The organism is Salinicola sp. 4072 (genome assembly GCF_036663415.1).
GTDB classification, from domain to species: domain Bacteria; phylum Pseudomonadota; class Gammaproteobacteria; order Pseudomonadales; family Halomonadaceae; genus Salinicola; species Salinicola salarius_A.
On the sequence record NZ_JAXOVV010000018.1, the window covers coordinates 13367 to 38050 of the forward strand.

At 63.5% G+C, this 24684-nt stretch carries 19 protein-coding genes; 13 read left to right on the top strand and 6 right to left on the bottom strand.

Annotated elements, in window-relative coordinates; genetic code table 11:
* The first annotated feature begins 166 nt into the window (after window positions 1–166).
* The 3 genes from R3F72_RS12720 to R3F72_RS12730 all read left to right on the top strand — a co-directional run bounded on the left by R3F72_RS12720 (window position 167) and on the right by R3F72_RS12730 (window position 4363).
* Entirely contained in the window at window positions 167–976 is an 810-nt protein-coding gene (locus R3F72_RS12720) for a motility protein A (RefSeq protein ID WP_332779813.1), read from the top strand.
* Window positions 977–980: 4 nt separating this feature from the next.
* Window positions 981–1631 carry an OmpA family protein gene (locus tag R3F72_RS12725; protein ID WP_332779814.1) on the top strand — a complete coding sequence of 217 codons (651 nt, stop codon included), beginning with the start codon at window positions 981–983 and terminating at the stop codon, window positions 1629–1631.
* 200 nt (window positions 1632–1831) lie between these two features.
* Window positions 1832–4363 (top strand): EAL domain-containing protein, encoded by a 2532-nt coding sequence (locus R3F72_RS12730; RefSeq protein WP_332779815.1) that lies wholly within the window; start codon window positions 1832–1834, stop codon window positions 4361–4363.
* A 113-nt stretch (window positions 4364–4476) separates the two neighbouring features.
* Here the strand turns inward: R3F72_RS12730 and R3F72_RS12735 are convergent, their stop codons facing one another.
* Genes R3F72_RS12735 through R3F72_RS12745 form a run of 3 tightly spaced genes read right to left on the bottom strand, consistent with a single transcriptional unit; the run spans window position 4477 to window position 6120 of the window.
* The gene (locus R3F72_RS12735) at window positions 4477–4824 is read right to left on the bottom strand and encodes an AzlD domain-containing protein (protein WP_087718085.1); all 348 of its coding nucleotides are present in this window, start codon (window positions 4822–4824) and stop codon (window positions 4477–4479) included.
* Window positions 4821–5588 carry an AzlC family ABC transporter permease gene (locus R3F72_RS12740; RefSeq protein WP_332779816.1) on the bottom strand — a complete coding sequence of 256 codons (768 nt, stop codon included), beginning with the start codon at window positions 5586–5588 and terminating at the stop codon, window positions 4821–4823. The genes R3F72_RS12735 and R3F72_RS12740 overlap by 4 nt, the downstream gene beginning before the upstream one ends.
* The gene (locus R3F72_RS12745) at window positions 5581–6120 is read right to left on the bottom strand and encodes a helix-turn-helix domain-containing protein (RefSeq protein ID WP_332779817.1); all 540 of its coding nucleotides are present in this window, start codon (window positions 6118–6120) and stop codon (window positions 5581–5583) included. Before R3F72_RS12745 ends, R3F72_RS12740 begins: the two co-directional genes overlap by 8 nt.
* A 266-nt stretch (window positions 6121–6386) precedes the next feature.
* Here R3F72_RS12745 and R3F72_RS12750 point away from each other — a divergent pair, with 266 nt between their 5' ends.
* The 7 genes from R3F72_RS12750 to R3F72_RS12780 all read left to right on the top strand — a co-directional run bounded on the left by R3F72_RS12750 (window position 6387) and on the right by R3F72_RS12780 (window position 15103).
* Window positions 6387–7364, top strand: a complete 978-nt coding sequence (locus tag R3F72_RS12750; protein ID WP_332779818.1) for a dipeptidase — start codon at window positions 6387–6389, stop codon at window positions 7362–7364.
* Window positions 7365–7578: 214 nt separating this feature from the next.
* Window positions 7579–8109 carry a DUF5943 domain-containing protein gene (locus R3F72_RS12755; RefSeq protein ID WP_332779819.1) on the top strand — a complete coding sequence of 177 codons (531 nt, stop codon included), beginning with the start codon at window positions 7579–7581 and terminating at the stop codon, window positions 8107–8109.
* Between the two features lie 108 nt (window positions 8110–8217).
* The gene (gene dgcA, locus R3F72_RS12760) at window positions 8218–10275 is read left to right on the top strand and encodes a dimethylglycine demethylation protein DgcA (protein ID WP_332779820.1); all 2058 of its coding nucleotides are present in this window, start codon (window positions 8218–8220) and stop codon (window positions 10273–10275) included.
* A 295-nt stretch (window positions 10276–10570) separates the two neighbouring features.
* Window positions 10571–12601, top strand: coding sequence for a (Fe-S)-binding protein (locus tag R3F72_RS12765; protein WP_332779821.1), 2031 nt, complete (start codon window positions 10571–10573; stop codon window positions 12599–12601).
* Window positions 12598–13923, top strand: a complete 1326-nt coding sequence (locus R3F72_RS12770) for an electron transfer flavoprotein subunit alpha/FixB family protein (RefSeq protein ID WP_332779822.1) — start codon at window positions 12598–12600, stop codon at window positions 13921–13923. Before R3F72_RS12765 ends, R3F72_RS12770 begins: the two co-directional genes overlap by 4 nt.
* Window positions 13910–14752, top strand: coding sequence for an electron transfer flavoprotein subunit beta (locus tag R3F72_RS12775; protein WP_332779823.1), 843 nt, complete (start codon window positions 13910–13912; stop codon window positions 14750–14752). Before R3F72_RS12770 ends, R3F72_RS12775 begins: the two co-directional genes overlap by 14 nt.
* A gap of 105 nt (window positions 14753–14857) precedes the next feature.
* Entirely contained in the window at window positions 14858–15103 is a 246-nt protein-coding gene (locus R3F72_RS12780) for a hypothetical protein (protein ID WP_071230300.1), read from the top strand.
* Window positions 15104–15116: 13 nt separating this feature from the next.
* Here the strand turns inward: R3F72_RS12780 and fhuB are convergent, their stop codons facing one another.
* Both fhuB and R3F72_RS12790 read right to left on the bottom strand, forming a co-directional pair.
* Window positions 15117–17114 carry a Fe(3+)-hydroxamate ABC transporter permease FhuB gene (fhuB, locus tag R3F72_RS12785; protein ID WP_332779824.1) on the bottom strand — a complete coding sequence of 666 codons (1998 nt, stop codon included), beginning with the start codon at window positions 17112–17114 and terminating at the stop codon, window positions 15117–15119.
* Window positions 17111–18037 (bottom strand): ABC transporter substrate-binding protein, encoded by a 927-nt coding sequence (locus R3F72_RS12790; protein ID WP_332779825.1) that lies wholly within the window; start codon window positions 18035–18037, stop codon window positions 17111–17113. Before R3F72_RS12790 ends, fhuB begins: the two co-directional genes overlap by 4 nt.
* Before the next feature lie 240 nt (window positions 18038–18277).
* On the opposite strand from R3F72_RS12790, the gene R3F72_RS12795 reads away from it, so the two are divergent.
* Window positions 18278–20329: a TonB-dependent siderophore receptor gene (locus R3F72_RS12795; RefSeq protein WP_332779826.1), complete on the top strand. Its 2052-nt coding sequence runs from the start codon at window positions 18278–18280 to the stop codon at window positions 20327–20329.
* Window positions 20330–20455: 126 nt separating this feature from the next.
* Here R3F72_RS12795 and R3F72_RS12800 read toward each other — a convergent pair whose 3' ends face one another.
* Window positions 20456–21745, bottom strand: coding sequence for an aromatic ring-hydroxylating oxygenase subunit alpha (locus R3F72_RS12800; RefSeq protein ID WP_332779827.1), 1290 nt, complete (start codon window positions 21743–21745; stop codon window positions 20456–20458).
* 429 nt (window positions 21746–22174) lie between these two features.
* On the opposite strand from R3F72_RS12800, the gene R3F72_RS12805 reads away from it, so the two are divergent.
* Window positions 22175–23275, top strand: coding sequence for an FAD-binding oxidoreductase (locus tag R3F72_RS12805; RefSeq protein WP_416221224.1), 1101 nt, complete (start codon window positions 22175–22177; stop codon window positions 23273–23275).
* Window positions 23276–23399: 124 nt separating this feature from the next.
* A complete protein-coding gene (gene fdhA / locus R3F72_RS12810) occupies window positions 23400–24593 on the top strand; it encodes a formaldehyde dehydrogenase, glutathione-independent (RefSeq protein WP_087718070.1) in 1194 nt (397 codons plus the stop codon).
* Window positions 24594–24684 lie beyond the last annotated feature (91 nt).

Sequence of the window (24684 nt, forward strand, 5' to 3'; positions counted from 1 at the left end):
CCTGATTTTGGCCGTTCTTATGGGGGAGGGCGTCGACTCGATCCCGCCTCCCGTTTCTGCCAAGCCAGGCGTCTGGTAGCCAATCGCCGCCCGCGCATCGACCCGATGTCGTTCCCGATGACGGGAAGCCTGCCACTGACGTTCAACGACCGCAAAGGAGCCATTGATGAATCCCTCGACGCTGATAGGCATTTTCGCCAGCATCGTGCTGCTGATCTGCGTCCTGTTCTTCACTGCCGAATCGCCCGAAAGCTTCATCAACCTGCCGGGGCTGGCGCTGGTGATCACCGGCACTTTCGCGGCCACCTTCATCAGCTATCCGCTGAAAGAGGTCTTGCGGGTGGTGCGTCTGGTCGGCGTGGTATTCAAGCGTGAAGACACCCATGTGCGTGCCGATATCGATGAACTCGTCCGCCTTTCCAAACTGTGGACCCAGGGCGACGTGCGCGGGGTCGAAAACCAGCTCGAGTACGTGCGCAACCCGTTCCTTCGCTCGGGGATCCAGCTGCTTATCGCCAATACCCGGGAGGATGAGATATTCGACGTGCTGCAGTGGCGCATCACTCGGCTCAAGGCGCGAGAGCAGGCGGATGCGCAGATATTTCGCACCATGGCGACGTATGCGCCAGCGTTCGGCATGATCGGGACACTGGTCGGGCTGGTGAACATGCTGGAAGTGGTCGACGCCGGGCAGCTCGACATCATCGGCCCGCGCATGGCTGTGGCCCTGCTGACGACCTTCTACGGCATTCTGATGGCCAACCTGGTGTTCAAGCCGATCGCGGTGAAGCTCGAACGCCGCACGGAAGAGCGGTTGATCACCATGAATATGGTGTTGGAGGGGATCTCGCTGATGAGCAAGCGCCGCCTGCCGTCGTTCATCGAAGAGACCCTGCACTCCTTCGTCGCCAATTACCACGACGAGCTGAGCGATCGCAACGTGAAGCCGCGGCCCGCCCCGGCGCAGGAGGGGTAGTCTCATGCAGAACCACGCAATGCAGCGACTGCTGGCGCCACCGAGCACGGCCGGGGGAGAGGAAGAGGGCTGGTTGACCAGCTATCTGGACGTGCTGACACTACTGCTGACCCTGTTTGTCCTGCTGCTGGCGATCATCCCCAGGGGGCAGGGAGACGACGCCACGGCAACCGAGGTTGCTGCCTCGGTGGCGAGTGCGGGCGCCGGTATTCAGCCGCGACACGAGGGGTTGAGCCCCCGTTTCGCCAATCTCGATATCCCCGGCGTTCGCGTCATCGAGGGGCAGCAGGGTGTCACCCTGCGCATCGAGGACAACCTGCTCTTTCCTAGCGGGCGGTCGACACTGCTCGACCAGGGCCGAACGACGATCGCCAGCCTGATCGGCGAACTGAAGGCGTTCGACGGCGAGATTTCCGTCGAGGGACATACCGACAACGTGCCGATTTCGACGCCGCAGTTTCCATCCAACTGGGATCTGTCGGCAGCGCGGGCGATCGCCGTGGTGCGGTACCTGGTGGGGCAGGGCGTCGATGCTTCGCGCCTGCGCGCGATCGGCTATGGCGATACGCGTCCGGCGGCCAGTAACGCGACCTCGGCGGGGCGAGCTTCCAATCGCCGGGTTGATATTCTGCTGACCGCACCGACGCCGCCATGATCTTCGGGTATGGCTCGGCCAGGGCAGCGATAGAAAAATGGCGATAGAACGTTGGCGGTAGAACGATATCAATAGAACGTTGGCGATAGCACGATATCGATAGAAAACGGTGGCAATAGACCAGCAACAGGCGCTTCCCTCGCCTCGATGGCGAGGTTTCCGGAGCGATTGCCCATTTGATCATCAAGCATGGTTATAGCGTGACGAGACATTCCCCGAGCGGGACGGCAATCGATGAACCCAGAGTCGCGGAGTTGATCAGCGGCGAGCTGCTGACCTGTGACGTATCGGCCACCCTTGGCGATGCCATTCAGCGCATGCATGCCGCCAGGGCGAGTTCTGTACTGGTGACGCAGGACGATGAAATCCGCGGTATCTGGAGCGAAGGCGACGTGCGCCGCCTCGATCTGTCCGCCCCGAACCTGCTCGACGCGCCGGTTGCCCAATCGATGAGCAGCCCGGTGGTACGTATTGCCCACGAGGCCGGGCTCGACGAGGCTGTCTTGCTGATGAAGCGCCGACGCTTGCGCCGCCTGCTGGTGGAAGACGGCGAGGGGCGCCCGCTCGGCATGATCACCCAGGCAGATATCGTCCGGAGCCAGGGTGTTGAACACTACCTGGCGATACGCGACATCGGCTCGATCGTTTCCCATTCGCCGCTGGTGCTGGCGGCTTCACTGCCCCTGGAACAGGCCGTGATCCGCATGCGTGAAGCGAACGCCGACGCGGCGGTGATCGACCACGGCAACGGTGCGCTGGGCATTTTCACCGAGCACGACATGGTGGCATGGCTGGCGGGCGGACGCATGAGCTGCTGCCTGGGCGAGGCAGGGAGTTCGACCCTGCTGGCCAGGCCGCAGGGCATGGCGCTGGCGCAGGCCCTGGAGCTGCTGCGAGAGCAGGCGTTTCGCCATCTCGGCGTGCTCGACGAGCAGGGCGAGTTGCGTGGCCTGCTATCGTTCGCCGACATCATGGCCGGCTTCGAACACGAGATCGCGCTGCAGCTCAAGGAGACGCTGAAAGCGCGGGACAAAGCCCTGCGTGCCTCCGCGGAGCACCTGCGTCTTGCTCACCGGGTCATCAATGCCTCGATGGACAGCATCATGATCACCGATGCTCGCGGCGTCATTCAGTCGGTCAATCCCAGTTTCACCGTGGTGACCGGTTACAGCGCGGAGGAAGCCGTCGGCAATCGCCCCAGCATGTTGAGCTCCGGGCGTCAGACCAAGGCATTCTATTGCGACATGTGGAGCACCGTGCTGGAGCGGGACTACTGGCAGGGCGAGATCTGGAACCAGCGCAAGGACGGCGAGACCTATCCCGAATGGCTCACCATTACCGCAATCCGCGACGACGAGGGCCAGATCCAGCAGTTCGTGGCGATTTTCAGTGATATCTCCGATCGCAAGCGGCGGGAGGCAAAGCTTCACCGGCTGGCCAACTTCGACGACCTGACCGGCCTGGCCAACCGGCGGCTGTTCTTGAGCCGGCTCGAGCAGGCGCAGGCCAACGCTCGTGAGCGCGGCCACTGCATGGCAGTGCTGTTTCTCGATCTCGACCTGTTCAAGCGCATCAACGATACCCTCGGCCACCATGCCGGCGACCGGGTGATCTCTACCATCGCCACGCGCCTGCAGGCTTTGGCCGATGACGGCGAGTCGGTGGCACGCCTCGGCGGTGACGAGTTCGCCGTACTCATTCACGAGATAGCGCATCCCGACGCGCTCGAAGCCCAGGCGGCGCGGCTGCTGGAAAGCCTCTGCCGTCCGATCGAAGTGCTCGGCCACACGCTCAGCGTGTCGGCCAGTATCGGCATCGGTCTCTACCCCGAAGACGGCGAGAGCGCTGAAATTCTGCTCAAGCATGCCAACACCGCGATGTCGCGTGCCAAGGAGGCGGGCCGCAACCAGTGGTGCTTCTACCAATCGGACATGGGGGAGCACGACCAGCGGGCGCTGACGCTGGAGCAGAGCCTGCGCCGGGCGCTCGACAACGATGCGCTAGAGGTGGTCTATCAGCCCCAGGCGGCGCTGGAAGACAAACGCCTGGTCGGCTTCGAGGCGTTGCTGCGCTGGAACGATCCCGAACTGGGTGTCGTGTCACCGCAGCAATTCATTCCGCTGGCCGAGAAGCTCGGCATGATCGATCGTATCGGTCGCTGGGTATTGGATCGCGTCTGTGCCCAGCTTCATGCCTGGCGACACCTGGCACGCGTGCCGGTAGCAGTCAACGTCTCGGCGCTGCAGCTCAGCGATCGGCGCTTCGTCGACGACGTCGAAAGGTGTCTGGCGCGTTATGCGCTGTCGCCGGAGCTGATCGAGCTGGAACTGACCGAGAGCGCCTTGCTGCCGAATTCCGAGACGACGCATCGAATGTTGCAGCGACTGCGGGACCGCGGCATTCGCCTGCTGATCGACGACTTCGGCACCGGTTATTCGTCGCTGGCCTATCTGCGCCAGTTGCCGATCAGTACACTCAAGATCGACGCCAGCTTCGTCCGGCAACTGCCTGACAGTTACAAAGATGGCGAGCTTGTCGGCGCGATCCTCGCCATGGCCAACGCGCTGGGGCTAGACGTGATCGCCGAAGGGGCGGAAACCGACGCCCAGGCCGATTTCCTGCGCGCGAAAGGTTGCAAGATCGTTCAGGGCTACTGGCTGTCGCGACCGCTGGCCGCGAATGCCGCCAGCGAATGGCTGGGTCGCCTTTCTACCGACGATGCCTCGCCATAGACGCCGCATCACGATATCGGCGATCGTGGCGCGCCGTGACCACCGGCGCGGCCGTGCATGAAACGGCAACAGCTTCTGGGGCATGAAACGGCAACAGCCCTTGGGGATACGGTTCACATCAGTGAGCGCGCCACGATCACCACCACCCCGAAAGTCAGTACACCACCCACCACCGGCCAGCCGAGCGAGCGGGTTCGCCGCCAGATCGCCAGCGTCACTCCCAGTCCGATGACGGTCGCGAGCCAACCGGCGGCATCCGGCGTGCGCGGCACCAGTGATACGCCGAGTACCGCCGCGATCATCATCGGCCCCAGGATCACCAGCCACTTGGGCAAGGCGTCGACGGGGCCATCCGCCTCGCTGCGCGTCAGACGCTTCTGCATCCAGAGCAGGGGCAGGAGCCGGATCAGATAGGTGCCCAGTGCGGCCACGATCATGCCGATCCAGAGTTCGAGACTCATGATGGACGCCCCTCTCTAGTCGTCCCCTTGTCAGTCGTTCCCTTGTCCGTTCCGGCCGTTTCCGGCAGACGAATCATGTAGAAGCAGAGCGCACCGCAGGCTGCGGCCAGCGGGATGCCGATATTGGTCAACCCGACCAGCGTGCAGACGAGCGCCGCGGCGACGCTGACACTCAATGAGGCAGCCCAACGTTTCGAAGTGAATCGCGGCACGATCAACACCAGAAACAGTGCGGGCAGGGCGAAAGGCATGACTTCGCCGAGCAACGGCCAGCGGCTGGTCAACCATTCGCCGCCGACAGCGCCCAGCAGGGAACCGGCAATCCAGCTGAGCCAGGCCAGCATCGCGGCGCCGAAGAACCAGCCGACGCGCTGATGCTCCGGCAGCTGCGGCAGCCGGCTGTGGGCGAGGGCGAAGACCTGGTCGGTCAGGCCGTGCATCAGCCACGGCCACCAGCGGCTCTTGGGTAGCCAGGGCGCGATGTTGGGCGCGTAGACGACGTGGCGCACGTTGATCAGCAGCGTCATCGCCACGGTCAGCCATAGCGGCGAGCCGCTGGCGGCCATGCCGACGAACAGGAACTGCGAGGCGCCGGCATAGATCAGCGTCGAAATCGCCATCGTTTCGGCGGTGCTGAAACCGGCCTGGGTGGAGATCAGCCCGAACGAGATCGCCACCGGGATATAGCCGCCCAGCAGTGGAATCGCCTCACGGATGCCGATCAGCCAGCCACGGGGCCGGCGCGAGTGTTCGGTGTCAGCCATTCGATTCGTCTTCCCTGGCGTAAACGATAGTGACCAGCAGCGTCGCTGCGACGTCGCTGGTGCGATAGTCATGCGGGCGATCGGCACGGAAGGTGAAGAGCTCGCCGGCAGCGAGCTGGCGCTCCGCTCCCGTGGGGCCGGCGGCTATCCACCCTTCGATCACCTGGAGCGTTTCCCTCGTTCCGGAGGCGTGGCCCTCGGCGCGTCGGCAGGTGTGGGGCGCGCAGCGCATCAGGTAGGCGTCCACCGCCGGTTCGCCGCGGCCTTGGCTCTGCTCGATCAACTGCACGCTGACGCCACTGTCTTCCACGGATGTTGCAATCGGCGCGATCAGGGTGCCGAACGGCACTCGTAGCTGCCGTGCCAGCCGCCACAGGGTGTCGATGGTGGGGTTGCCATTGCCCTGTTCGAGGCGCGACAGATTCGACTTGGCAATCGCCGCCTGGCCGGCGAGCTGGGACAGGGAAAGTCCGCGCGCCTGACGGAGCGCCTGAAGATGTCGCCCCAGGGTTTCCAGTGAAATCTCGTCCATGGTCTTTGCGGTTCACGTCGTTCTATATATCGAACGTTCTATATAAAGAACGGATCCGCGTCGGTCAATAGGGCTTTCGAGGGGGCAAGGACTGTCGCACAGGGGACAGTCGGCGTGACGCAATCGGAACACTGGGATTCGCTTTCGGTCGGCGGATGGAGCGAGCGCGGGGATATGCTGCGCAGAACGGTCGCCCCGGCGCTTCATCACGACCTTCCAGCAACCAGCCGACTTGCCGGGGGCGCGCAACCGAAGAGGAACTTTCCATGTCGATGCCATCTCTCCACGACGACGCCATCATCATCGATGGTCTGATCATCGCCAAGTGGGACCGCGCCCTGTTCGAGGACATGCGCAAGGGTGGCCTGACCGCCGCCAACTGCACGGTGTCGGTGTGGGAGGATTTCGAATCCACCGTCGATAACATCGTCAGCGTCAACCGGCTGATGCGCGACAACGCCGAACTGGTACGACCGGTAACCACCACGCGGGATATCACCCGGGCCAAGGAAGAGGGCAAGACCGGCATCATCCTGGGTTTCCAGAATGCCTACGCCTTCGAGGACAAGCTGGGCTACGTCGAGATATTCAAGAAGCTCGGTGTCGGCATTACTCAGCTCTGCTACAACACCCAGAACCTGGTCGGCACCGGCTGCTACGAACGCGATGGCGGGCTCTCCGGCTACGGCCGCGAAGTGATCGCCGAGATGAACCGGGTCGGTATGATGTGCGATCTCTCCCACGTCGGTTCGAAGACCTCCGAAGAGGTCATTCTCGAATCGAAAAAACCGGTCTGCTATTCCCACTGCCTGCCCACCGGGCTCAAGGAACATCCCCGCAACAAGTCCGACGATGAACTCAAGTTCATTGCCGATCACGGCGGTTTCGTTGGCGTCACCATGTTCACGCCATTTCTCAAGGCCGGCGTCAACGCCACGGTCGAGGACTACGTCGAAGCGATCGTCTACATCATGAACATCGTCGGCGAAGACGCGATCGGTATCGGCACCGACTTCACCCAGGGCCAGGACGAAGCCTTCTTCGAATGGCTGACACACGACAAGGGCTACGCCCGGCGCCTGACCCGCTTCGGCGAGATCATCAATCCCAAGGGCATCCGTACCATCGGCGAGTTCCCCAACCTGACCCAGGCGCTGCTGGATCACGGGCTTTCCGAGCCGGTGGTGCGGAAGATCATGGGGGAGAACTGGGTTCGAGTCTTGAAGGATGTCTGGGGCGAGTAGCAGCGACGAGCTTCGAGCCGCGAGCAGCGAGCAGGTTAGTGAGTTTTTGAGTTTGGTGCTCGATAACGCAAAAGCCCAAAGATCTTGCTCGTACCTTCTGTTTTAGCGTCCGCAGCCGACGATTTCTTGCTCGAAGCCCGAAGCCCGAAGCCCGAAGCCCGAAGCCCGAAGCCCGAAGCCCGAAGCTCAAAGAACAATTTCCGAGGTAAACGAGATGACTGCAATGGCCCCTGAACTGCCGATCAGCGTGGACAGCGAAACCGGTGTCTGGACCACCGATGCGCTGCCGATGCTTTATGTGCCGCGGCACTTCTTCATCAACAATCACGTGGCAATCGAACAGGCTCTGGGTGTCGAGACCTACGCGAAGATCCTCTACGACGCCGGCTACAAGTCGGCCTGGTACTGGTGCGAGAAGGAGGCCGAGCTGCACGGCCTCGAGGGCGTGGCGGTGTTCGAGCACTACATGAATCGACTGTCACAGCGCGGGTGGGGAAAGTTCGTCACCGAAGCGATCGATCTGGAGGCGGGGACGGCGAAGGTGCGCCTGGAACACTCCTGCTTCGTCTACCAGCTCGGCAAGACCGGCAAGCGCGAGGAGTACCTGTTCACCGGCTGGTTCGCCGGCGCCATGGACCAGATCCTGGCTGCGCGCGCCATCGATCTCCGCACCCGTGCCGAACAGACCCAGAGCGGCGCGGAAGCCGGCTGTGACGTGGGCTATTTCGAGGTCAGCGCCCTCTAGGCGCGACATCGTTTCTGATAACGAGACCCTGAATTCATGGTGACCGAGATCGATTTGGAAAGCCGGTGAGACGCCCGCTTTCGAGTCGGTCCATGTGAGGTGATTGCGATGGCATACGAGGCACTGTTCAAGCCGATACAGATCGGCAAGTTGACCATTCGCAATCGCGTGGTCAGTACCGCACACGCCGAGGTCTACGCCACCGACGGCGGCATGACCACCGAGCGTTATGTCAGGTACTACGAAGAGAAGTCGAAGGGCGGCGTGGGGCTCGCCATCTGCGGCGGCTCCTCGCCGGTTTCCATCGACAGCCCCCAGCAGTGGTGGAGTTCGGTCAATGTCTCCACCGACCGCATCATTCCCCACTTTCAGAATCTTGCCGATGCCGTTCACAAGCACGGCGGCAAGATCATGATCCAGATCACCCACATGGGCCGGCGTTCGCGCTGGGACGGCCACCACTGGTCGACGCTGCTGTCGCCTTCCGGCATCCGCGAGCCCGTCCACCGCGCCACCTGCAAGACCATCGAGGAAGAGGAGATCTGGCGCATCATTGGCGATTTCGCCCAGGGCGCGCGTCGGGTGAAAGAGGGCGGGTTGGACGGCTGCGAGCTCTCCGCCGTCCACCAGCATCTGATCGATCAGTTCTGGAGCCCGCGCGTCAACAAGCGCACCGATCAGTGGGGCGGCAGCTTCGAGAACCGCATGCGCTTCGGCATGGAGGTGCTCAAGGCGGTGCGCGCCGAGGTCGGCGACGATTTTTGTGTCGGCATGCGCATCTGCGGCGACGAATTCCACCCCGACGGCCTCTCCCAGGACGACATGAAGCAGATCGCCGCCTACTACGACGCCACCGGCATGGTCGATTTCTTCGGCGTCGTCGGCTCCGGCTGCGACACTCACGACACGCTGGCCAACGTCATTCCCAACATGTCCTACCCGCCGGAGCCGTTCCTGCATCTGGCGGCGGGGATCAAGGAAGTGGTCTCGGTGCCGGTGATCCACGCCCAAAACATCAAGGACCCGACCCAGGCCGAACGCGTGCTCGAGGGCGGCTATGTCGATCTGGTCGGGATGACCCGCGCCCATATCGCCGACCCGCACCTGATCGCCAAGGTCAAGGCCGGCAACGTGGATCGGATTCGTCAGTGCGTCGGCGCCAACTACTGCATCGATCGCCAGTATCAGGGGCTCGATGTGCTCTGCATCCAGAATGCGGCGACCTCGCGGGAGTACCTGGGCCTGCCGCACGTCATCGAGAAGACCACCGGGCCACGACGCCGCGTCGTCGTGGTCGGTGGCGGCCCCGGCGGCATGGAAGCGGCACGGGTCGCTGCCGAACGGGGCCACGACGTCACGTTGTTCGAGGCCGAACCGCAACTGGGCGGACAGATCACGCTGGCGGCGAAGGCGCCACAGCGCGACCAGATCGCCGGCATCACCCGCTGGTACGAGATGGAGCTATCGCGCCTCGGCGTCGATATCCAGTTGGAAACACGCGCCGATGATTCGATGATCCGCGATCGGCAGCCGGACGTGGTGGTTCTCGCCAACGGCGGCCATCCGTTCCTGGAGCAAGTCCCCGAGTGGGGCGCGGAGGAAGGGCTGGTAGTCAGCAGCTGGGACATCCTTTCGGGCAAGGTCGAGCCGGGCAAGAACGTGCTGATCTTCGACACCATGTGTGAATTCAGCGGCATGTCGACGGCGGATTACTGTGCCAGCCAGGGCGCCACGGTGGAGATCGTCACCGACGACACCAAGCCCGGCGTGGCGATCGGCGGCACCACCTTTCCGACCTACTACCGCAGCCTCTACCAGAACGCCGTGGTGATGACCGGCGACCTGGCACTGCACAAGGTCTACCGCGAAGGCGACAAGCTGGTGGCGCTGCTGGAGAACGAATACACCGGCGAGTTTGAAGAGCGGGTGGTCGATCAGGTGATCGTCGAAAACGGCGTGCGCCCGGACGAATCGCTCTACTACGCGCTCAAGGAGCGTTCGCGCAATCGCGGCCAGATCGATCTCGAAGCGCTCTACGCGATCAAGCCGCAGCCGACGCTTGCCGAAAGTGGCGAGTTCGCGCTGTTCCGGCTGGGAGACTGCGTGGCGCCGAGGAATACGCATGCGGCGATCTATGATGCGTTGCGATTATTGAAAGATCTGTGAGCCACGAGCCACGAGCCACGAGCCACGAGCCACGAGCCACGAGCCACGAGCCACGAGCGGAAGAGCTGTAAGCCATAAGCTTTAAGCTGTAAGAAAAATCAAAAACCAAAACTGTTTGATCTGGCAGGTGGAAGCGGTTGTTTGCCTGGCTTACGGCTTACGGCTTACGGCTTACGGCTTACGGCTTACGGCTTACGGCTTACGGCTTACGGCTTACGGCTTACGGCTTACGGCTTACGGCTTACGGCTTACGGCTTACGGCTTCTGTATGAGGCGGCCAAACGAGGAGCAGAACATGTTGCAGACGCTACTCCCCATTCTGATCTTCGCGGCGCTGATCGTGGGTGCTATCGGTGCGGCGCGTCGCATCCGCCTGTGGCGCCAGGGCCAGCGCACGCCGGTGGGCTGGGCTCGCATTCTGCGGATGCCGAAGCGTTATCTGGTCGATCTTCACCATGTCGTCGCCCGGGACAAGGCGATGGCACATACCCACGTGGCGACCGCCGGGGGCTTCGTGGCGGCGATGGCGTTGGCGATCGTCGTCCACGGCCTCGGCTGGCGCAATCCGCTTCTCGGTGGCCTGCTGCTGGCGGCAAGCGCGGTGATGTTCGTGGGCGCGCTGGCGGTCAATCGCCGTCGTATCCATCCGCCGGCCAGGCCGTTCCCCGAAAAGCTTTCGAAAGGCCCGTGGCAGCGGCTCTCCAGGAGTCTGCTCGCCTATTCGGTGGGGATGTTCCTGGTCAGCCTGCCGCTGGTGGGTATCGGTCCTGTCGTTTTCGGTGGTGGCGTACTGGCGATCGTCCTGATCGCGCTCGTCGCCTGGGGCGTGCTGGAACTGGTCGTCGGCATGGGCTGGGGCGGGCCGATGAAGCACGCCCTCGCCGGCTCGCTGCACCTGGCTTTTCACCGACGTCCGGAACGTTTCGACGATCGGCAGGCCCATGCCGGATCGACTAACACGCATGACGCTCATCGCGGCAGCCGATCGACGGCGCTGTTCCCGCTCGATCTGACCGCGCCGAAGCTGGGCGTGGAAAAGCCGGCGGATTTCCAGTGGAATCAGCTGCTGGGCTTCGATGCCTGCGTGCAGTGCGGCCGTTGTCAGGCGGTATGTCCGGCATTCGCGGCGGGGCAGCCGCTCAATCCCAAGAAGCTGATCCAGGACATGGTCGTCGGTATGGCCGGCGGCTCCGATACGGGCTATGCCGGCGCCGGCTATCCCGGCATCGAGATAGGTAAACACCAGGGGGCGCCGGAACAGGCCATCGTGCCTCAGCTTGTCGAGGCAGAAACGCTGTGGGCCTGTACGACGTGTCGCGCCTGCGTCGAGGAGTGCCCGATGCTGATCGAGCACGTCGATGCCATCGTCGACATGCGCCGTTTTCTCACGCTGGAAAAGGGCGAGACGCCGGAAAAGGGCGCGGTGGCGATCGACAACCTGATCGCCACCGACAACCCCGGCGGGCTGGACAACGCCTCGCGCCTCGACTGGGCGGCGGATCTGGAATTGCCCCGCATTCAGACTCGGCCCGAGGGCGTCGACGTGCTGCTGTGGCTGGGCGATGGCGCTTTCGACATGCGCAATCAGCGCACACTGCGCGCGCTGGTCCAGATCCTGCGTGCCGGCGGCGTCGATTTTGCCGTGCTCGGCGATGAGGAGCGGGACAGCGGCGATGTCGCCCGGCGCCTGGGCGACGAGGCGACCTTCCAGCGTCTCGCCGAGCGCAATATCATCACGCTCTCGCGCTACCGCTTCCAGCGCATCGTGACGGTGGACCCGCACAGCTTTCATGTGCTGGGCCGCGAATATCCCGATTTCGGCGGCAAATATCGGGTGCTGCACCACTCCACCTTCATCGCCGAGCTGTTCGACGCCGGTCGTCTAACGATCAGGCCGGCCGAGCGCAAGGAGACGGTGACCTATCACGACCCCTGCTATCTGGGGCGCTACAACGGCGAATTCGCTGCGCCGCGACGGATACTCGAGGCACTCGGCATCGAGATCGCCGAGATGGAACGCTCCGGATTCCGCTCGCGCTGCTGCGGCGGCGGTGGCGGGGCGGCGCTTTCCGACGTGCCCGCCGATCTCCCAGGTCGCGCGCGCATCCCCGACATGCGCATGGAGGACGCGCGCGCCACGGGGGCCACCACGGTCGCCGTCGCCTGCCCGCAATGCACCGCGATGCTGGAAGGCGTGGTCGAGCCGCGGCCGCAAATCAAGGATCTGGCCGAGCTGGTGGCCGATGCGCTGGTAACGCCGGCATCGGCCGAGCCCGAAGCGAGTGTCGCTGTCTCGAGCCCGAGTCGCGAGGAGGAACCGGCATGAACGTCAGACGCATCGACCCCTACGCCGAACGGATCCGGCGCAATCGGCTCCACCCGCGCCATCAGGAGTTCGCGCGTCCCGCCTGGCGCTGGGCCGGCCCCAACGGGGTGACACGAATCGATCCGCATGCGATCGGCGCCCTCGGCCCCAACGGCATCAGGCGGATCGATCGCAGCGGCGCCGTCGTCGAGACGCAGCCGCTGGCATCGTCACCAATCGAGAGCGGACCTTCGCGCCGCATGGTGGTGATCGACGATCCGGCCGGCTTCGTCATGGTGGTGCCGGAGTGCCCGGAAGGGCGACTGAGCGATCACGACCGGGATCTGTTCGGTCTGGCCAGGCAGTTGGCCGATGGGCAGACGCTCGCTGTCACGGCGGTCACGTTCCAGGGCGCGGTGGCGGGGCTGGAAGAGGCCGGCGCCGACCGCTGGATCGACCTGTCGGCTACCGTCGATGGCGACACCCACGATCCGGAATCGCGTCTCGCGGCGCTGGTGAGCGTGGAGGCGGCCATGTCGCCACGGCATTGGCTGTTCGCGGACAGCTTCCCCGGCGGCGGCGATCTTGGCCGGCGTCTGGCGGCGCGGCTTTCCCGTTCTTCCAGTCATGGCGCCAACGCGCGAGCGGCGACGCGGGTGTGGCAGGTCGCCGAGGGTCTTGCCCTGTCGCGGGCGGGAGATCGGCAGGATATCCAGCGCGAACTCCCGCGTATTCTGCTGGCCCTGCCCGAGTGCGCCAAGCCGGTCAGCGAGACGCGGCACGAGGCGCGGCCAGTGTCGATCGATGCGGTCGGCTCCATGCCCTCGGCCATGACATCGAGCATGACCGCGGTCGGAGTCGTCGACCTCGGCCGGGTCGCGGTGGACCCGCAGCAGATTCCGCTGTCCCAGGCGCCGTTCATTCTCTCCGGCGGGCGCGGTGTCGGCGATTGGGCGGGTTTCCATCACGCCGCCGAGGTGCTGGGGGCCAGCGAGGGCGCCTCGCGGGTGGCCGTCGACGACGGCAACATGCCCCGCGCTCGGCAGGTCGGGGCGACGGGAACGTTCGTCTTCGCCAGTTGCTACATCGCGGTGGGGATCTCCGGCGCGGTGCAGCATCTTCAGGGTATCGCCAAATGCCAGCGGGTCGTCGCGATCAACCGCGACCCTGGATGCGATATGGTCAAGCGCGCCGATCTGGCGCTCATCGTCGATGGCGATGCCGTGCTGGCGGCCGTGTGCGAACGGTTGGGCCAGCCGCGTGCCGCCGAGCCGTCCGAAGCTGTGTCAGAGGCCGGGTCCGGGGCCTTGTCGAAAGAGGAGCACTATCATGACGCCGCCTGATGCTGCCGCATGCCCGGTCGTGGCGCTGGTCTCCAGCGGACGACATCCGGTTTCCGGGCGGCCGGGACGCGCCCGGGAGGATGCGCGAGCCGTCGAGATGGGGTTGACGCTGGCCGGGGCGCGCCTGCAACTCGTCCATGCAGGCAACGCCGAGGAGCCTGCGCTGCGCGACTATCTGGGTATGTATCATGGACTGGACGATTCTGCCGTCCAGGGAGAGCTGGCGCTGCTGCCGATGACACCCGCCGACGATGCCGTGCCGTTGCTGGCGACATGGCTGGCGGAAAGCGGCTGTCGGCTGGTGCTTGCCGGGCAGCGCGCCGAATGTGGCGAGGGCTCCGGGCTGCTGCCCTATCTGCTCGCCGAACGGCTGGGCTGGACGATCGTGTCTGGCGCCGCCACGATCGAGCGGGTCGACGTGGATCGCGTCACTCTGCTGCAGGTGCTGCCGCAGGGGCAGCGCCGCCGGCTGGAGGTGTCGCTGCCTTGCCTGATCACCGTCGATGCCCTGGCACCCTCACCGCGCCAGAGCGCTTTTGGCCCGGCAAGACGGGGCCGCGTTCGCGTGGTCGACGGGCTGACCGCCGAAGAGGATTCGGCCAGCGGCGAATGGCGATGGCAGCCGGCACGGGCCCGCCCCAAGCGGCTCAAGATCGTCAAGTCCGGCAATGCGCGGGATCGCTTCCGAGCCGCGGCGGCCAGGTCGTCGGCTGGCGGCCAGGTGCTGACCGATCTGACCCCCGAACAGGCGGCCGATAGGCTAATTGCCTATCTGCGCGAAGAGAAGATACTAAGTGAAGAGAAGATACTGGGCGATGAGATGCCGTGATCGAGCAGCTTCGGCATTCTCGACGAGGACAGCTGGCCAGTGGACGACATGATCGGTCCTTCGCCAGCGCGAGAGGTAAACCAACGACCGAACGGGAGACGAGACATGATGATCGTCGATCTTATCGATGGGGAAGATTTTCGTCAGCGGCTGACTTCGCTGGGCGTGCGTATCCCCGAAGAGGCGTGCCCCGAGACCTGTGCCCGGCTGGCGGCGGGTTGCCATCGTGCCAGAGGTGTCGAAGGGCTGGAACCGGCCATTCGCGACCTGATGCAGCACACCGACGTGATGTTGCCGTCGGTTCGGGAGGCGATAGAGCGCCATCTGTTGCCCGCATTCAACGGTGCCTGATCATCCGGCAACGTCAAAGTCTTCGCAACCCCCACATGAAGTAGACGCCGCCGATCAGCGCGGCGATCAGTCCCGCCGGCAGTTGATAGGGGAAGAACAGATTCCTGCCCAGCCAGTCGGCGGTCACCATCACCAGCATCCCCAGTAGCCCGGCACCGAGCAGTTGGTGGCGGGCGCCATGGAATCCCATCAGGCGTGCCATGTGCGGGGCCATGAGCCCGATGAACGAGAGCGGGCCGATCACCAGCGTCGCCGCGACCGTCAGCAGGGCCACCAGCGCGAGCAACACCAGGCGGCTCCGGTCCACGTCCATGCCCAGCGCCTTGGCGGTGGGGGCACCCAGCGGCAGCAACGTAAGCCAGCGCTGCAATGGCAGCGCCAGCGCGAACAGCATGATCGCGATGACCACGATCCAGGCGCTGGAGGTGAGGCTGGCGTAGTAGGTCGAGCCGCCGAGCCAGGAGAGCAGCTGTTGCGCACGCGGGTCTTCACTGGCCAGCACGATGGCGCGCATCGCATCCAGCAGCGACGAAATGGCGATCCCGGTCAGCAGCAGCCTTTCCGGCGCGAAGCCACTGCGACGGTTGCAGGCGATCAGGACCAGCAGGGCCACGGTCGCGCCGCTGAATCCCATCACGGACCCGCTGAGCGGGGCGATGCCCAGAGGCAGCAGCATTAGCGCGATGACGCCGATCGCCACGCCGGCGCTGATGCCCAGGACTTCCGGGCTGGCCATGGGGTTGCCGGTCATCCGCTGCAGCAGCGTGCCGGCGACGGCCAGCATCAGCCCGGCCGCGGCGGCGGTAGCGACACGGGGCAACCGCCAGTCGACGATCAGCGCCAAGTCGTCGAGACCGGCCAGGCTGGGATATTTCGAGTGGCTGTCGAGCATGAAGCCGACGACGAGGGCCAGCGCGCAGGCGATGAGCGTCATCGCGCCCAGCGCCCACAGGCGATGGCGAGGATGCGCAAGGCGCGGCAGCGTCAGGCCCGTGCTGGGAGTCGGCCGGGAGCCGCCGACTTTGAGTCGTGGCAGCAGCCAGAGCAGCAGCGGAGCGCCGAGGGCCGCGGTCATGGCGCCCGTCGGCAGCAGGGAAGCGGTGAACGGGGCGAGCTGCTGCACGGCGAGATCCGTTACGGCGAGCAGGAGCGCGCCCAGGATCATCGACCAGACGAGTCGCTGGGGCAGCGTGCGGGCACCGGACAGGCGCGCGATGGCCGGCGAAGCCAGGCCGATGAAGCCGATCAGCCCGATCGCGCTGACCACGCAGGCCGTAATGAAGATACCCAGCCCCAGGCCGGCGAAGCGTAGCTTGCGTAGCGAGATGCCCAGGCTCCGGGCGCCATCCTCTTCCAGATCGAGCAGCGACAGCGGGCGCAGCAGCAGAAGCGCCAGCACCACCACGATACCCAGGCGCAGAAGCAAGAACTGCGTGTCGTGCCAGTTGTCCTGAGCGAGCGCCCCCGCTCCCCAGATGAATAGCCCCGACAGGCTCTCCTGATGGAAAAGCAGCAGCGCACTGTTGATGGCGCTGAAGTAGAGGCTGACCACCATGCCGGACAGCACCACCACCATCGGCGCCAGCCGTCGCTTCCAGGAGAGCGCGAAGACCAGCAGCGTTGCCGCGATGCCGCCCAGTAGCGCGATCCATTCGCGTCCGGCCAGCATCCAGCTCGGCGCCCATAGCGTGGCGATGACCAGCGCCAACTGCGCGCCGCTGGTGACCCCCAGGGTTGCCGGGGAAGCCAGCGGGTTGCGCAGTACCTGCTGCATCAGGCAGCCCGCCAGCGCCAGGGCGGCACCGCCCAGCAGCGCGACCAGTAGCCTCGGGGCGAAGGTATAGTGCATCACGATCTGCCGAATCTGGTCATCGTCCGGAGAGAGGATCGCCTGCCACCAGTGTCCCGAGAGGTCGGCAAACTGAGTCTGCAAGGTGGCGGCCCCCAGGCACACCGCCAACAGCAACAGGGCTAGGGCGAACCAGGCCGGCGAGCGGGCACGAAGCGTCATGGCGCGCCTTCCTCGGTTGCCGGGTCCGCGGGCGGGATCCTGTCGCTGACGGCGACCAGCGAGCGGGCGAGCCGCTGCAGAGAGATCAACCCGCCGTAGGGCCAGATGGGCTCGATGAAGCTCACGCGACCTTCACGCACCGCCGGCAGATGCTGCCAGATCCGATTGTCTTTCAGTGCCTCGCCGACACCGCGTGGATACGGTTCGATGACGACGATCCGTGCATCGGGTCGCTCGGCCAGGCGGTCGATCGGGATGCTGGCATAACCCCAGGCATTGGTGGGGCCCGTCCAGGCGTTGGTCAGATCGGTGCGGGAGAAGAGCGTGCCCACCGTGTTGCCGTGGCCGAAGACACGCACGTGCTGCGCGTCGCTGAACTGGACGATGTAGAGCGGCGCCTTGAAGCCCTGCAATGCCCGGGCTGTCTCTTCCAGCACCTGATCGGTTTCGGCGATCAACGCCTCCGCCTGCGGCTCGCGGTCGGTCAGCTGCGCGATTTTGCGGGTCATGGCCAGCGTCGCTTCGTAAAACGGCGCGTCGGTATAGAAGTTGTCGATCATCCTGACCGGCATCAGCCGTTCGAGACGGGCATTGTCGCGGGAGAACAGCGCGCTGGTCAGCAGCAGATCGGGCGGATTCTGGGCCAGCAGTTCGAGATTGGGCTCGTTGCGCAGGCCGATATCCAACGTCGAATCAGGAATCGGGGGTGCCTTGACCCAGGCGTTGTAATTGGGGATATCGGAAACCGCATAGGGCACGACGCCAAGCGCAATCAGCGTTTCCGCGACCGTCCAGTTGGCGGCGGCGATCCGCAATGGCGGCGAACCGGCATTCGCTGGCGTGCTCGCAAGTGCGGTAGCCAACCCCAGCAGCACGGTCATGGCGAGTGCAAGGAGAGCAGGGATAGGACGGGCACGCGACAAGATGACGGGTTCCTGGCAACGGGAAACGATGACGCAGACGCCCGCTGACTCGAGAGGGCGCTGGAAGCGGCGTTGGGCGGTGATGGTAGATCGAATGACAATCGTTATCAATCGAGGAGAGTGAGCGAAAGCGAATTGCTGATACACATAGTAATGATTGTTATTTACAATGATATGCGAGAATAATCGCCGGTCGGACGCCGCCGGCTTCCACCACGTCATGAACGGGCACTCGATCCGATGAAATCAGGGAACACCTTTGCCGCCGTCGGCGGTTCGTTGCTGTTGATCTACGCCGGAAATGCTCTCGCGCAGGAGTCGACAGTCAACAACGATACGGTGGTCGTTACCGGGACGGCGCTCAAGGTCGATACGCCGCTGCTGGAAACGCCACGCGCGACCTCCGTCGTCAGCGACTCGGAACTGGAGAAACGATCGGTCAACAGATATGACCAGGTGCTGCGTTATCGTTCCGGCGCACTGTCTTCGCCCTATGGTAACGACGCCAAGGCGGACTGGTTCTTTTTTCGGGGGTTCTCGGGCGAGGATTCGACCTATCAGGATGGCTTGCGTCTGTTCCGCGAGGCTGGCTACCTGTGGTGGAAGACCGAGCCGTTCGGCCTCGAACGGGTCGATTTTCTGAAGGGGCCGGCCTCGATTCTCTATGGTGAGGCGCCTCCCGGCGGTATCGTCAACGCCGTCAGCAAGCGGCCGACGGAAGAGACGCAAGGGTTGTTCGAGATCCAGGGCGGTAACAAAGGGCATCGCCAGGTCGGCATCGATACGTCCGGTCCGGTCACCGACAGCGGTGATGTGCGCTACCGTTTTGTCGGTCTGTTTCGAGATCAGGACGGTGAACTCGATGGCACCGATAACGAGCGGGTCTATTTTGCTCCGAGCCTGGCGGTGGATCTCTCCGATGACACCACGCTGACGCTGCTGGCCAGCTATCAGCGCGATCACGGCACGCCCGCCAACGTATTCTATCTGCCTTACGGCTCCGTCAATGATACGCCTTTTGGCAAGGTGGATCGGGATACGGACCTCGGTGACAACGACAACGATCGTCTCGAGCATGAGCAGATCGCGGTTGGCTATGAGCTCGAGCACACTTTCAACGATACCTGGGAATTCCAGCAGAACGCACGTCTCGCTTCCCTGGACCTGTTTCTGCGAACCGCTTACCCCTCGTATATGCTCGATGATCGTACCGCGCAGCGTGGCCTGACCTATCGCGACGGTAGCTACGACGCCTTTACCATCGACAACCGCATGATCGGTAGCTGGTATACGGATAACACCGAAAACACGTTGTTGGTGGGCTTGGATTATCAGCATCTGGATGCCGACTATCTCAGTCGCGACAACTTCGCCTACGACACCATCGATATCTTCGATCCTCACAATAGCGGTGTCGGTGAACCCGGCGATCCGACCTACTACGATCAGGGCAAGGAGCAGATCGGCGTCTATGTGCAGGATCAGTTGCGCCTCTACGATCGCTGGATTCTGCTCGCCGGGGCACGGCACGATAGCGTCGACGTGACCAACAAGCAGGACGGCGGCGAAGACCAGAGTTATGACGATACCCAGATGTCCTACACCGGCGGGGTCATGTATCTGGGCGACTACGGGCTGTCGCCGTATCTAAGCTACAGCGAGTCATTCACGCCCAATATCGGCAATGACCTGAACGGTGATACCTACCAGTCTAGCGAGGGTAAACAGTGGGAGCTAGGGCTCAAGTACGCGCCCAATTGGCTGGACGGCTATGTCACCGCGGCCGTGTTCGATCTCAAGGAGAGCGACACGCTCTATCCCAGTGGAGGGGCTTCCAGCAACCAGGGCGGGGAACGTCACTCGCGCGGTTTCGAACTGGAGGGCGTGGGCTACGTCACCGACAATCTTCAGGTTACTGCGGCCTATACTTATACCGATGTGACGTTGGATGTCAGCGATACCCAGAAAGAGCTTCGTGCCGGACTGATTCCGCGCCATCAGGCATCGCTATGGCTGGATTACGACTTTGCACAGGGTGCGTTGAAGGGGGTGGATCTGGGTGCCGGGGTGCGCTATGTCGGCACCAGCGTGGACTCGCCTCAATACAGCGACACGAAAGTGGCGGCCTACACGCTGTATGACGCGATGGCGAGCTACGATATCGATTCCCACTGGACCGCTCAGGTCAACGTGACCAATCTGACGGATGAAGATTATGTCAGCGGCTGTGACTACTGGTGCTACTACGGTGAGTCCCGCAGCGTTATCGGCAGTCTGAAATATCGTTGGTAATACAGTTTCCGCACCGAACGAGAGCCCGGCCCAACGCCGGCTTTGTCGCCAATCTCAGGCGCCCCGGACGGGGCGCCTTTTTCGTTGGTGAGTTCGTCGGTGAATCCTGGACTGGACGAGATAGAACTATTGCGAAGCGACCTGCAAGTGGCTCGATGTCTCGATGCCGAGATTGGCCCTCAACGTTTCGCTGTACCAGTCGATGAAGTCGATCACGCCGAATTCGTAGGTCTTCGAATAAGGTCCCGGCTGATACGCCAGCGAATTGATGCCGAGCTGGTTTTCCTCGGCAAGACGCCGGTCCTGGTCGTTGGTGGCATCCCAGACCTGGCGCAGGCGCTCGGGGTCATAGTCGACCCCTTCGACGGCATCCTTGTGAACCAGCCATTTGGTGGTGACCAGTGTCTCCTGCGGGCCCAGCGGCAATACGCGGAAGACCACGGCGTGATCGCCCATGAAATGGTTCCACGAATTGGGCAGATGCAGGATGCGCAGCGAACCCATGTCCGCGTTGGGAATACGCCCCATCAGTTTGTTGCAGCCGGGTTTGCCATCCAGGGTCATCGAGACGACGCCGTCGATCAATGGCGTGCGGGTGAGGCGGTTGCGCTTGCCGAATCGCGCCAGTTGCCAAGGTACTTCGCAGGCGGTCCAGTCGGCCTGCTTGCGGGCGACCAGATCGCGATATTCGCCGGTGGAGCGCGGATCGTCGGTGTCGTCGAATTCGATCAGCGAGTTGAGCAGCTCGGGGTGTGCGCCATTGCAGTGGTAGCACTCGCGGTTGTTCTCGATCACCAGCTTCCAGTTGGCGCGCTCGACGATGTTGGACTCCACCGCGACCTTGACGTTATCCATCTCGTAGGGCGAGAGGTAGTGTTCCAGCGAGACGAGAAAATCGTCGATCGGTTCCGGGTCGTCGCTCAGGTTGATGAACACGAATCCGCCCGCGCTCTTCACCGCCACCGGTTTGAGACCGTAGGCGCTCATGTCGAAATCGGTGCCCATGTCGCTGCCGGCGAACAGCAGCCGGCCGTCGAGTTCGTAGGTCCACTGATGGTAGGGGCAGACCAGCTTGGCGACCTTGCCCTTGTCCTTCAGGCAGAGCCGCGAGCCGCGATGGCGGCAGACATTGTGAAATGCGTGGATACGATTCTCGGCGCCGCGCACCACGATGACGGAGTTGCTGCCGATCTCCACCTTGAAGAAGTTGCCCTTGGCGGGAATTTCGCAGCTCATGCCGGCGAACAGCCACTGTTTTTCGAACACGTTCTGCATGTCCAGTGCGAACAGGCGCGGGTCGTTGTAGAACGGCTGCGGCAGCGAGAAGGCAGGGGCACGCTGGTCCAGCATGTCGGCCACGGCCTGACGGGTACTGGCGAGAGAATCCTCCAGGCTATCGCGTGGAAGTGGTGACATGGTCGCATCCTCATCAATGACAGATATGGGTCGTTTCCGTATGTCGCGGCGGGAACGACATGAATGGCAGGTGGCGGCGATGATTCATCCTTTGGGCGAAGTGTCGCTTAGGTGTCGGCCATGAGATTGTCCACCCGCGACATTCGTCGATGTCAGGCCGACCGGCAGGTACAAATGCTCACTGTCACATCACCGGTCGATACCGGAGCGCCGATGGCACTGCGTGGGCGTCACGATAGGTAAGTTTTCGTTTCTGCATCGAGGTTTTGGTGGCGGCTGGGGTTGGTTGGCATGCCTGTGTCGCTGATGGGCAAGTCGGCCGGCCTCGGCGTGCGCAGAATCCGCTCATGAGGATAATTCACCGGAAGCGGCGGTGCGGGCCGATGTCGTCTCGCCAGCGCCATCTTCCTCCGATCGAGCGCGGTGACGATGCAATTCTTCAATCCGGTCAATACGCAAACCTGGACCAACGGCCGCCATCAGGTGCGGTGCGTCAAGGTCATTCAGGAAACCTGGAACGTGCGGACGTTCTGTTTCATGGCCGACCAGCCGGTGATGTTCTTCTTCAAGCCGGGGCAGTTCGTCACGCTGGAACTGGAGATCGCCGGGCAGCCGGTGATGCGCTCCTACACGATTTCCAGTTCACCCTCGATACCCTACAGCTTCTCGATCACGGTCAAGCGCCTGCCGGGTGGCCAGGTTTCGAACTGGCTCCATGACAATCTCAAGGTCGGCGACCCGATGGTCGTTCACGGGCCAGTCGGTGATTTCAACGTCATCGATCACCCGGCGGAGAAAGTGTTGATGCTATCGGGAGGGGTCGGGATCACGCCGTTGATGTCGATGACGCGCTGGTTCTTCGATACCAATGCCGCCGTCGACCTGGAGTTCATCCATTGCGCTCAGGCGCCCAACGACATCATCTATCACCGTGAACTGGTGCACATGTTCTCGCGCCTGCCGGAGTTCCGCCTGCATATCGTCTGCGAGCGCAGCGACGAGCTCAGCCAGGCCTGGTCCGGATTCCGGGGCTACCTGACGCGGCAGATGCTGACGTTGATGGCGCCGGACTATCTCGAGCGGGAGGTATTCTGCTGCGGACCGACACCTTTCATGAAGGCGGTGCGTCAGGTGCTGCTGGAAGACGGCTTCGACATGTCGCGCTACCACCAGGAGTCCTTCGGCGCGACGCCGCTGAGCGTCCAGGAGGACGTGCTGGAACTGGCTGAGCAGGCCGAAGCCGACGCCGAAGAGGTCGATACGGCGACGCTGATGCCGGTGGAGTTCACCGGCAGCGGCAAGAGTATCCGCGTCAGCGAGAACGACACGATCCACTCGGCGGCGGCCAAGCTCGGCCTGCATATTCCCAAGGCCTGCGGCATGGGCATCTGCGGCACCTGCCGCGTGATGAAGCTGGAAGGCGAGGTCGAGATGGAGCACAACGGCGGCATCACCGAGGAAGACGAAGCCGAAGGTTTCATTCTCTCCTGTTGCTCGAAGCCGAGAGGCAAGGTCGTGATCGATTTTTGACCCGGCTGCGCCGGAGCTGTACGCTGGCTACGGCATGCCTTCCTCGAAAGACCGTGATGAGAGAGATCGTGATTCGAGCGGACATCGGGAAGGCATCTAAAGACCAGTCACAGGAGTCCACGCCATGTCTTCACCCGCCAACCGCGGCGTCGTCTTTCGCGGCGCCGGCAAGGTCGCCGTCGAAAGTATTCCCTTCCCCGAGCTGGCTCTCGGTAGCCGCCAATGCCACCACGGCGTCATCCTCAAGGTCGTGACGACCAACATCTGCGGCAGCGACCAGCATATGGTGCGTGGTCGAACCACGGCGCCCGAGGGCATGGTGCTGGGTCACGAGATCACCGGCGAGGTGATCGAATGCGGTCGCGACGTCGAATTCATCAAGGTCGGCGACATCGTTTCGGTCCCGTTCAACGTTGCCTGCGGCCGGTGCCGCAACTGTCGGCGTGGCGATACTCATATCTGTCTCAACGTCAACGGTGACCGTGCTGGCGGTGCCTATGGGTACGTCGACATGGGTGGCTGGGTCGGCGGCCAGGCCGAATACGTGATGGTGCCTTATGCCGATTTCCAGCTGCTGGTCTTCCCCGACCGGGAGCAGGCGATGGAGAAGATCCTCGACCTCACCATGCTTTCGGATATCTTCCCCACCGGCTTCCATGGTTGCGTGACTGCCGGGGTTCAGCCGGGATCGACAGTCTATATCGCCGGTGCAGGTCCGGTCGGGCTGGCTGCCGCGGTTTCCGCCCAACTGCTGGGTGCCGCGTGCGTGATCGTCGGCGACATGAACGACAAACGTCTGGAGCAGGCGCGAAGCTTCGGCTGTGTCGGGCTTGATCTCAAGCAGGACGCCAGCATGTCCGAGCTGATCGAGTCCGTGCTGGGCGTCCCCGAGGTCGACGCCGCGGTCGATGCGGTGGGCTTCGAGGCCAACTGCCACGGCCACAACCATGCGCATGAACAGCCGGCGACAGTGCTCAATGCCGCCATGGAGATTACCCAGGCCGGTGGCCGGGTCGGGATTCCGGGGCTCTACGTGACCGAGGATCCCGGCGCGGAGAGCGAGGAAGCGAAACAAGGCAATCTTTCGATGAAGTTCGGCCTTGGCTGGGCCAAGGCGATGTCGTTCCACACCGGGCAGACACCGGCCATGCGCTATCAGCGCCAGTTGATGCAGGCGATCCTCCACGACAAAGTGCAGATCGGTCGCGCCGTAAACGTCCAGACCATTTCGTTGGACGAAGCGCCGCAAGGCTATGCCGCCTTCGATGGTGGCGCGGCGAAGAAGTTCGTCATCGATCCGCACGGGACGCTTCGCTAGTCACGAGCTACGAGCTACGAGCTACGAGCTACGAGCTACGAGCTACGAGCTACGAGCGACGAGCGACGAGCGACGAGCCACGAGCCACGAG

Bases quoted from the DNA above. Each gene is read 5' to 3' on its own strand.
- R3F72_RS12720 (WP_332779813.1), top strand. From the start codon at position 167: ATGAATCCCTCGACGCTGATAGGCATTTTCGCCAGCATCGTGCTGCTG.
- R3F72_RS12725 (WP_332779814.1), top strand. From the start codon at position 981: ATGCAGAACCACGCAATGCAGCGACTGCTGGCGCCACCGAGCACGGCC.
- R3F72_RS12735 (WP_087718085.1), bottom strand. From the start codon at position 4,824: ATGAGTCTCGAACTCTGGATCGGCATGATCGTGGCCGCACTGGGCACC.
- R3F72_RS12740 (WP_332779816.1), bottom strand. From the start codon at position 5,588: ATGGCTGACACCGAACACTCGCGCCGGCCCCGTGGCTGGCTGATCGGC.
- R3F72_RS12745 (WP_332779817.1), bottom strand. From the start codon at position 6,120: ATGGACGAGATTTCACTGGAAACCCTGGGGCGACATCTTCAGGCGCTC.
- R3F72_RS12750 (WP_332779818.1), top strand. From the start codon at position 6,387: ATGTCGATGCCATCTCTCCACGACGACGCCATCATCATCGATGGTCTG.
- R3F72_RS12755 (WP_332779819.1), top strand. From the start codon at position 7,579: ATGACTGCAATGGCCCCTGAACTGCCGATCAGCGTGGACAGCGAAACC.
- dgcA (WP_332779820.1), top strand. From the start codon at position 8,218: ATGGCATACGAGGCACTGTTCAAGCCGATACAGATCGGCAAGTTGACC.
- R3F72_RS12765 (WP_332779821.1), top strand. From the start codon at position 10,571: ATGTTGCAGACGCTACTCCCCATTCTGATCTTCGCGGCGCTGATCGTG.
- R3F72_RS12770 (WP_332779822.1), top strand. From the start codon at position 12,598: ATGAACGTCAGACGCATCGACCCCTACGCCGAACGGATCCGGCGCAAT.
- R3F72_RS12775 (WP_332779823.1), top strand. From the start codon at position 13,910: ATGACGCCGCCTGATGCTGCCGCATGCCCGGTCGTGGCGCTGGTCTCC.
- R3F72_RS12780 (WP_071230300.1), top strand. From the start codon at position 14,858: ATGATGATCGTCGATCTTATCGATGGGGAAGATTTTCGTCAGCGGCTG.
- fhuB (WP_332779824.1), bottom strand. From the start codon at position 17,114: ATGACGCTTCGTGCCCGCTCGCCGGCCTGGTTCGCCCTAGCCCTGTTG.
- R3F72_RS12795 (WP_332779826.1), top strand. From the start codon at position 18,278: ATGAAATCAGGGAACACCTTTGCCGCCGTCGGCGGTTCGTTGCTGTTG.
- R3F72_RS12800 (WP_332779827.1), bottom strand. From the start codon at position 21,745: ATGTCACCACTTCCACGCGATAGCCTGGAGGATTCTCTCGCCAGTACC.
- R3F72_RS12805 (WP_416221224.1), top strand. From the start codon at position 22,175: ATGCAATTCTTCAATCCGGTCAATACGCAAACCTGGACCAACGGCCGC.
- fdhA (WP_087718070.1), top strand. From the start codon at position 23,400: ATGTCTTCACCCGCCAACCGCGGCGTCGTCTTTCGCGGCGCCGGCAAG.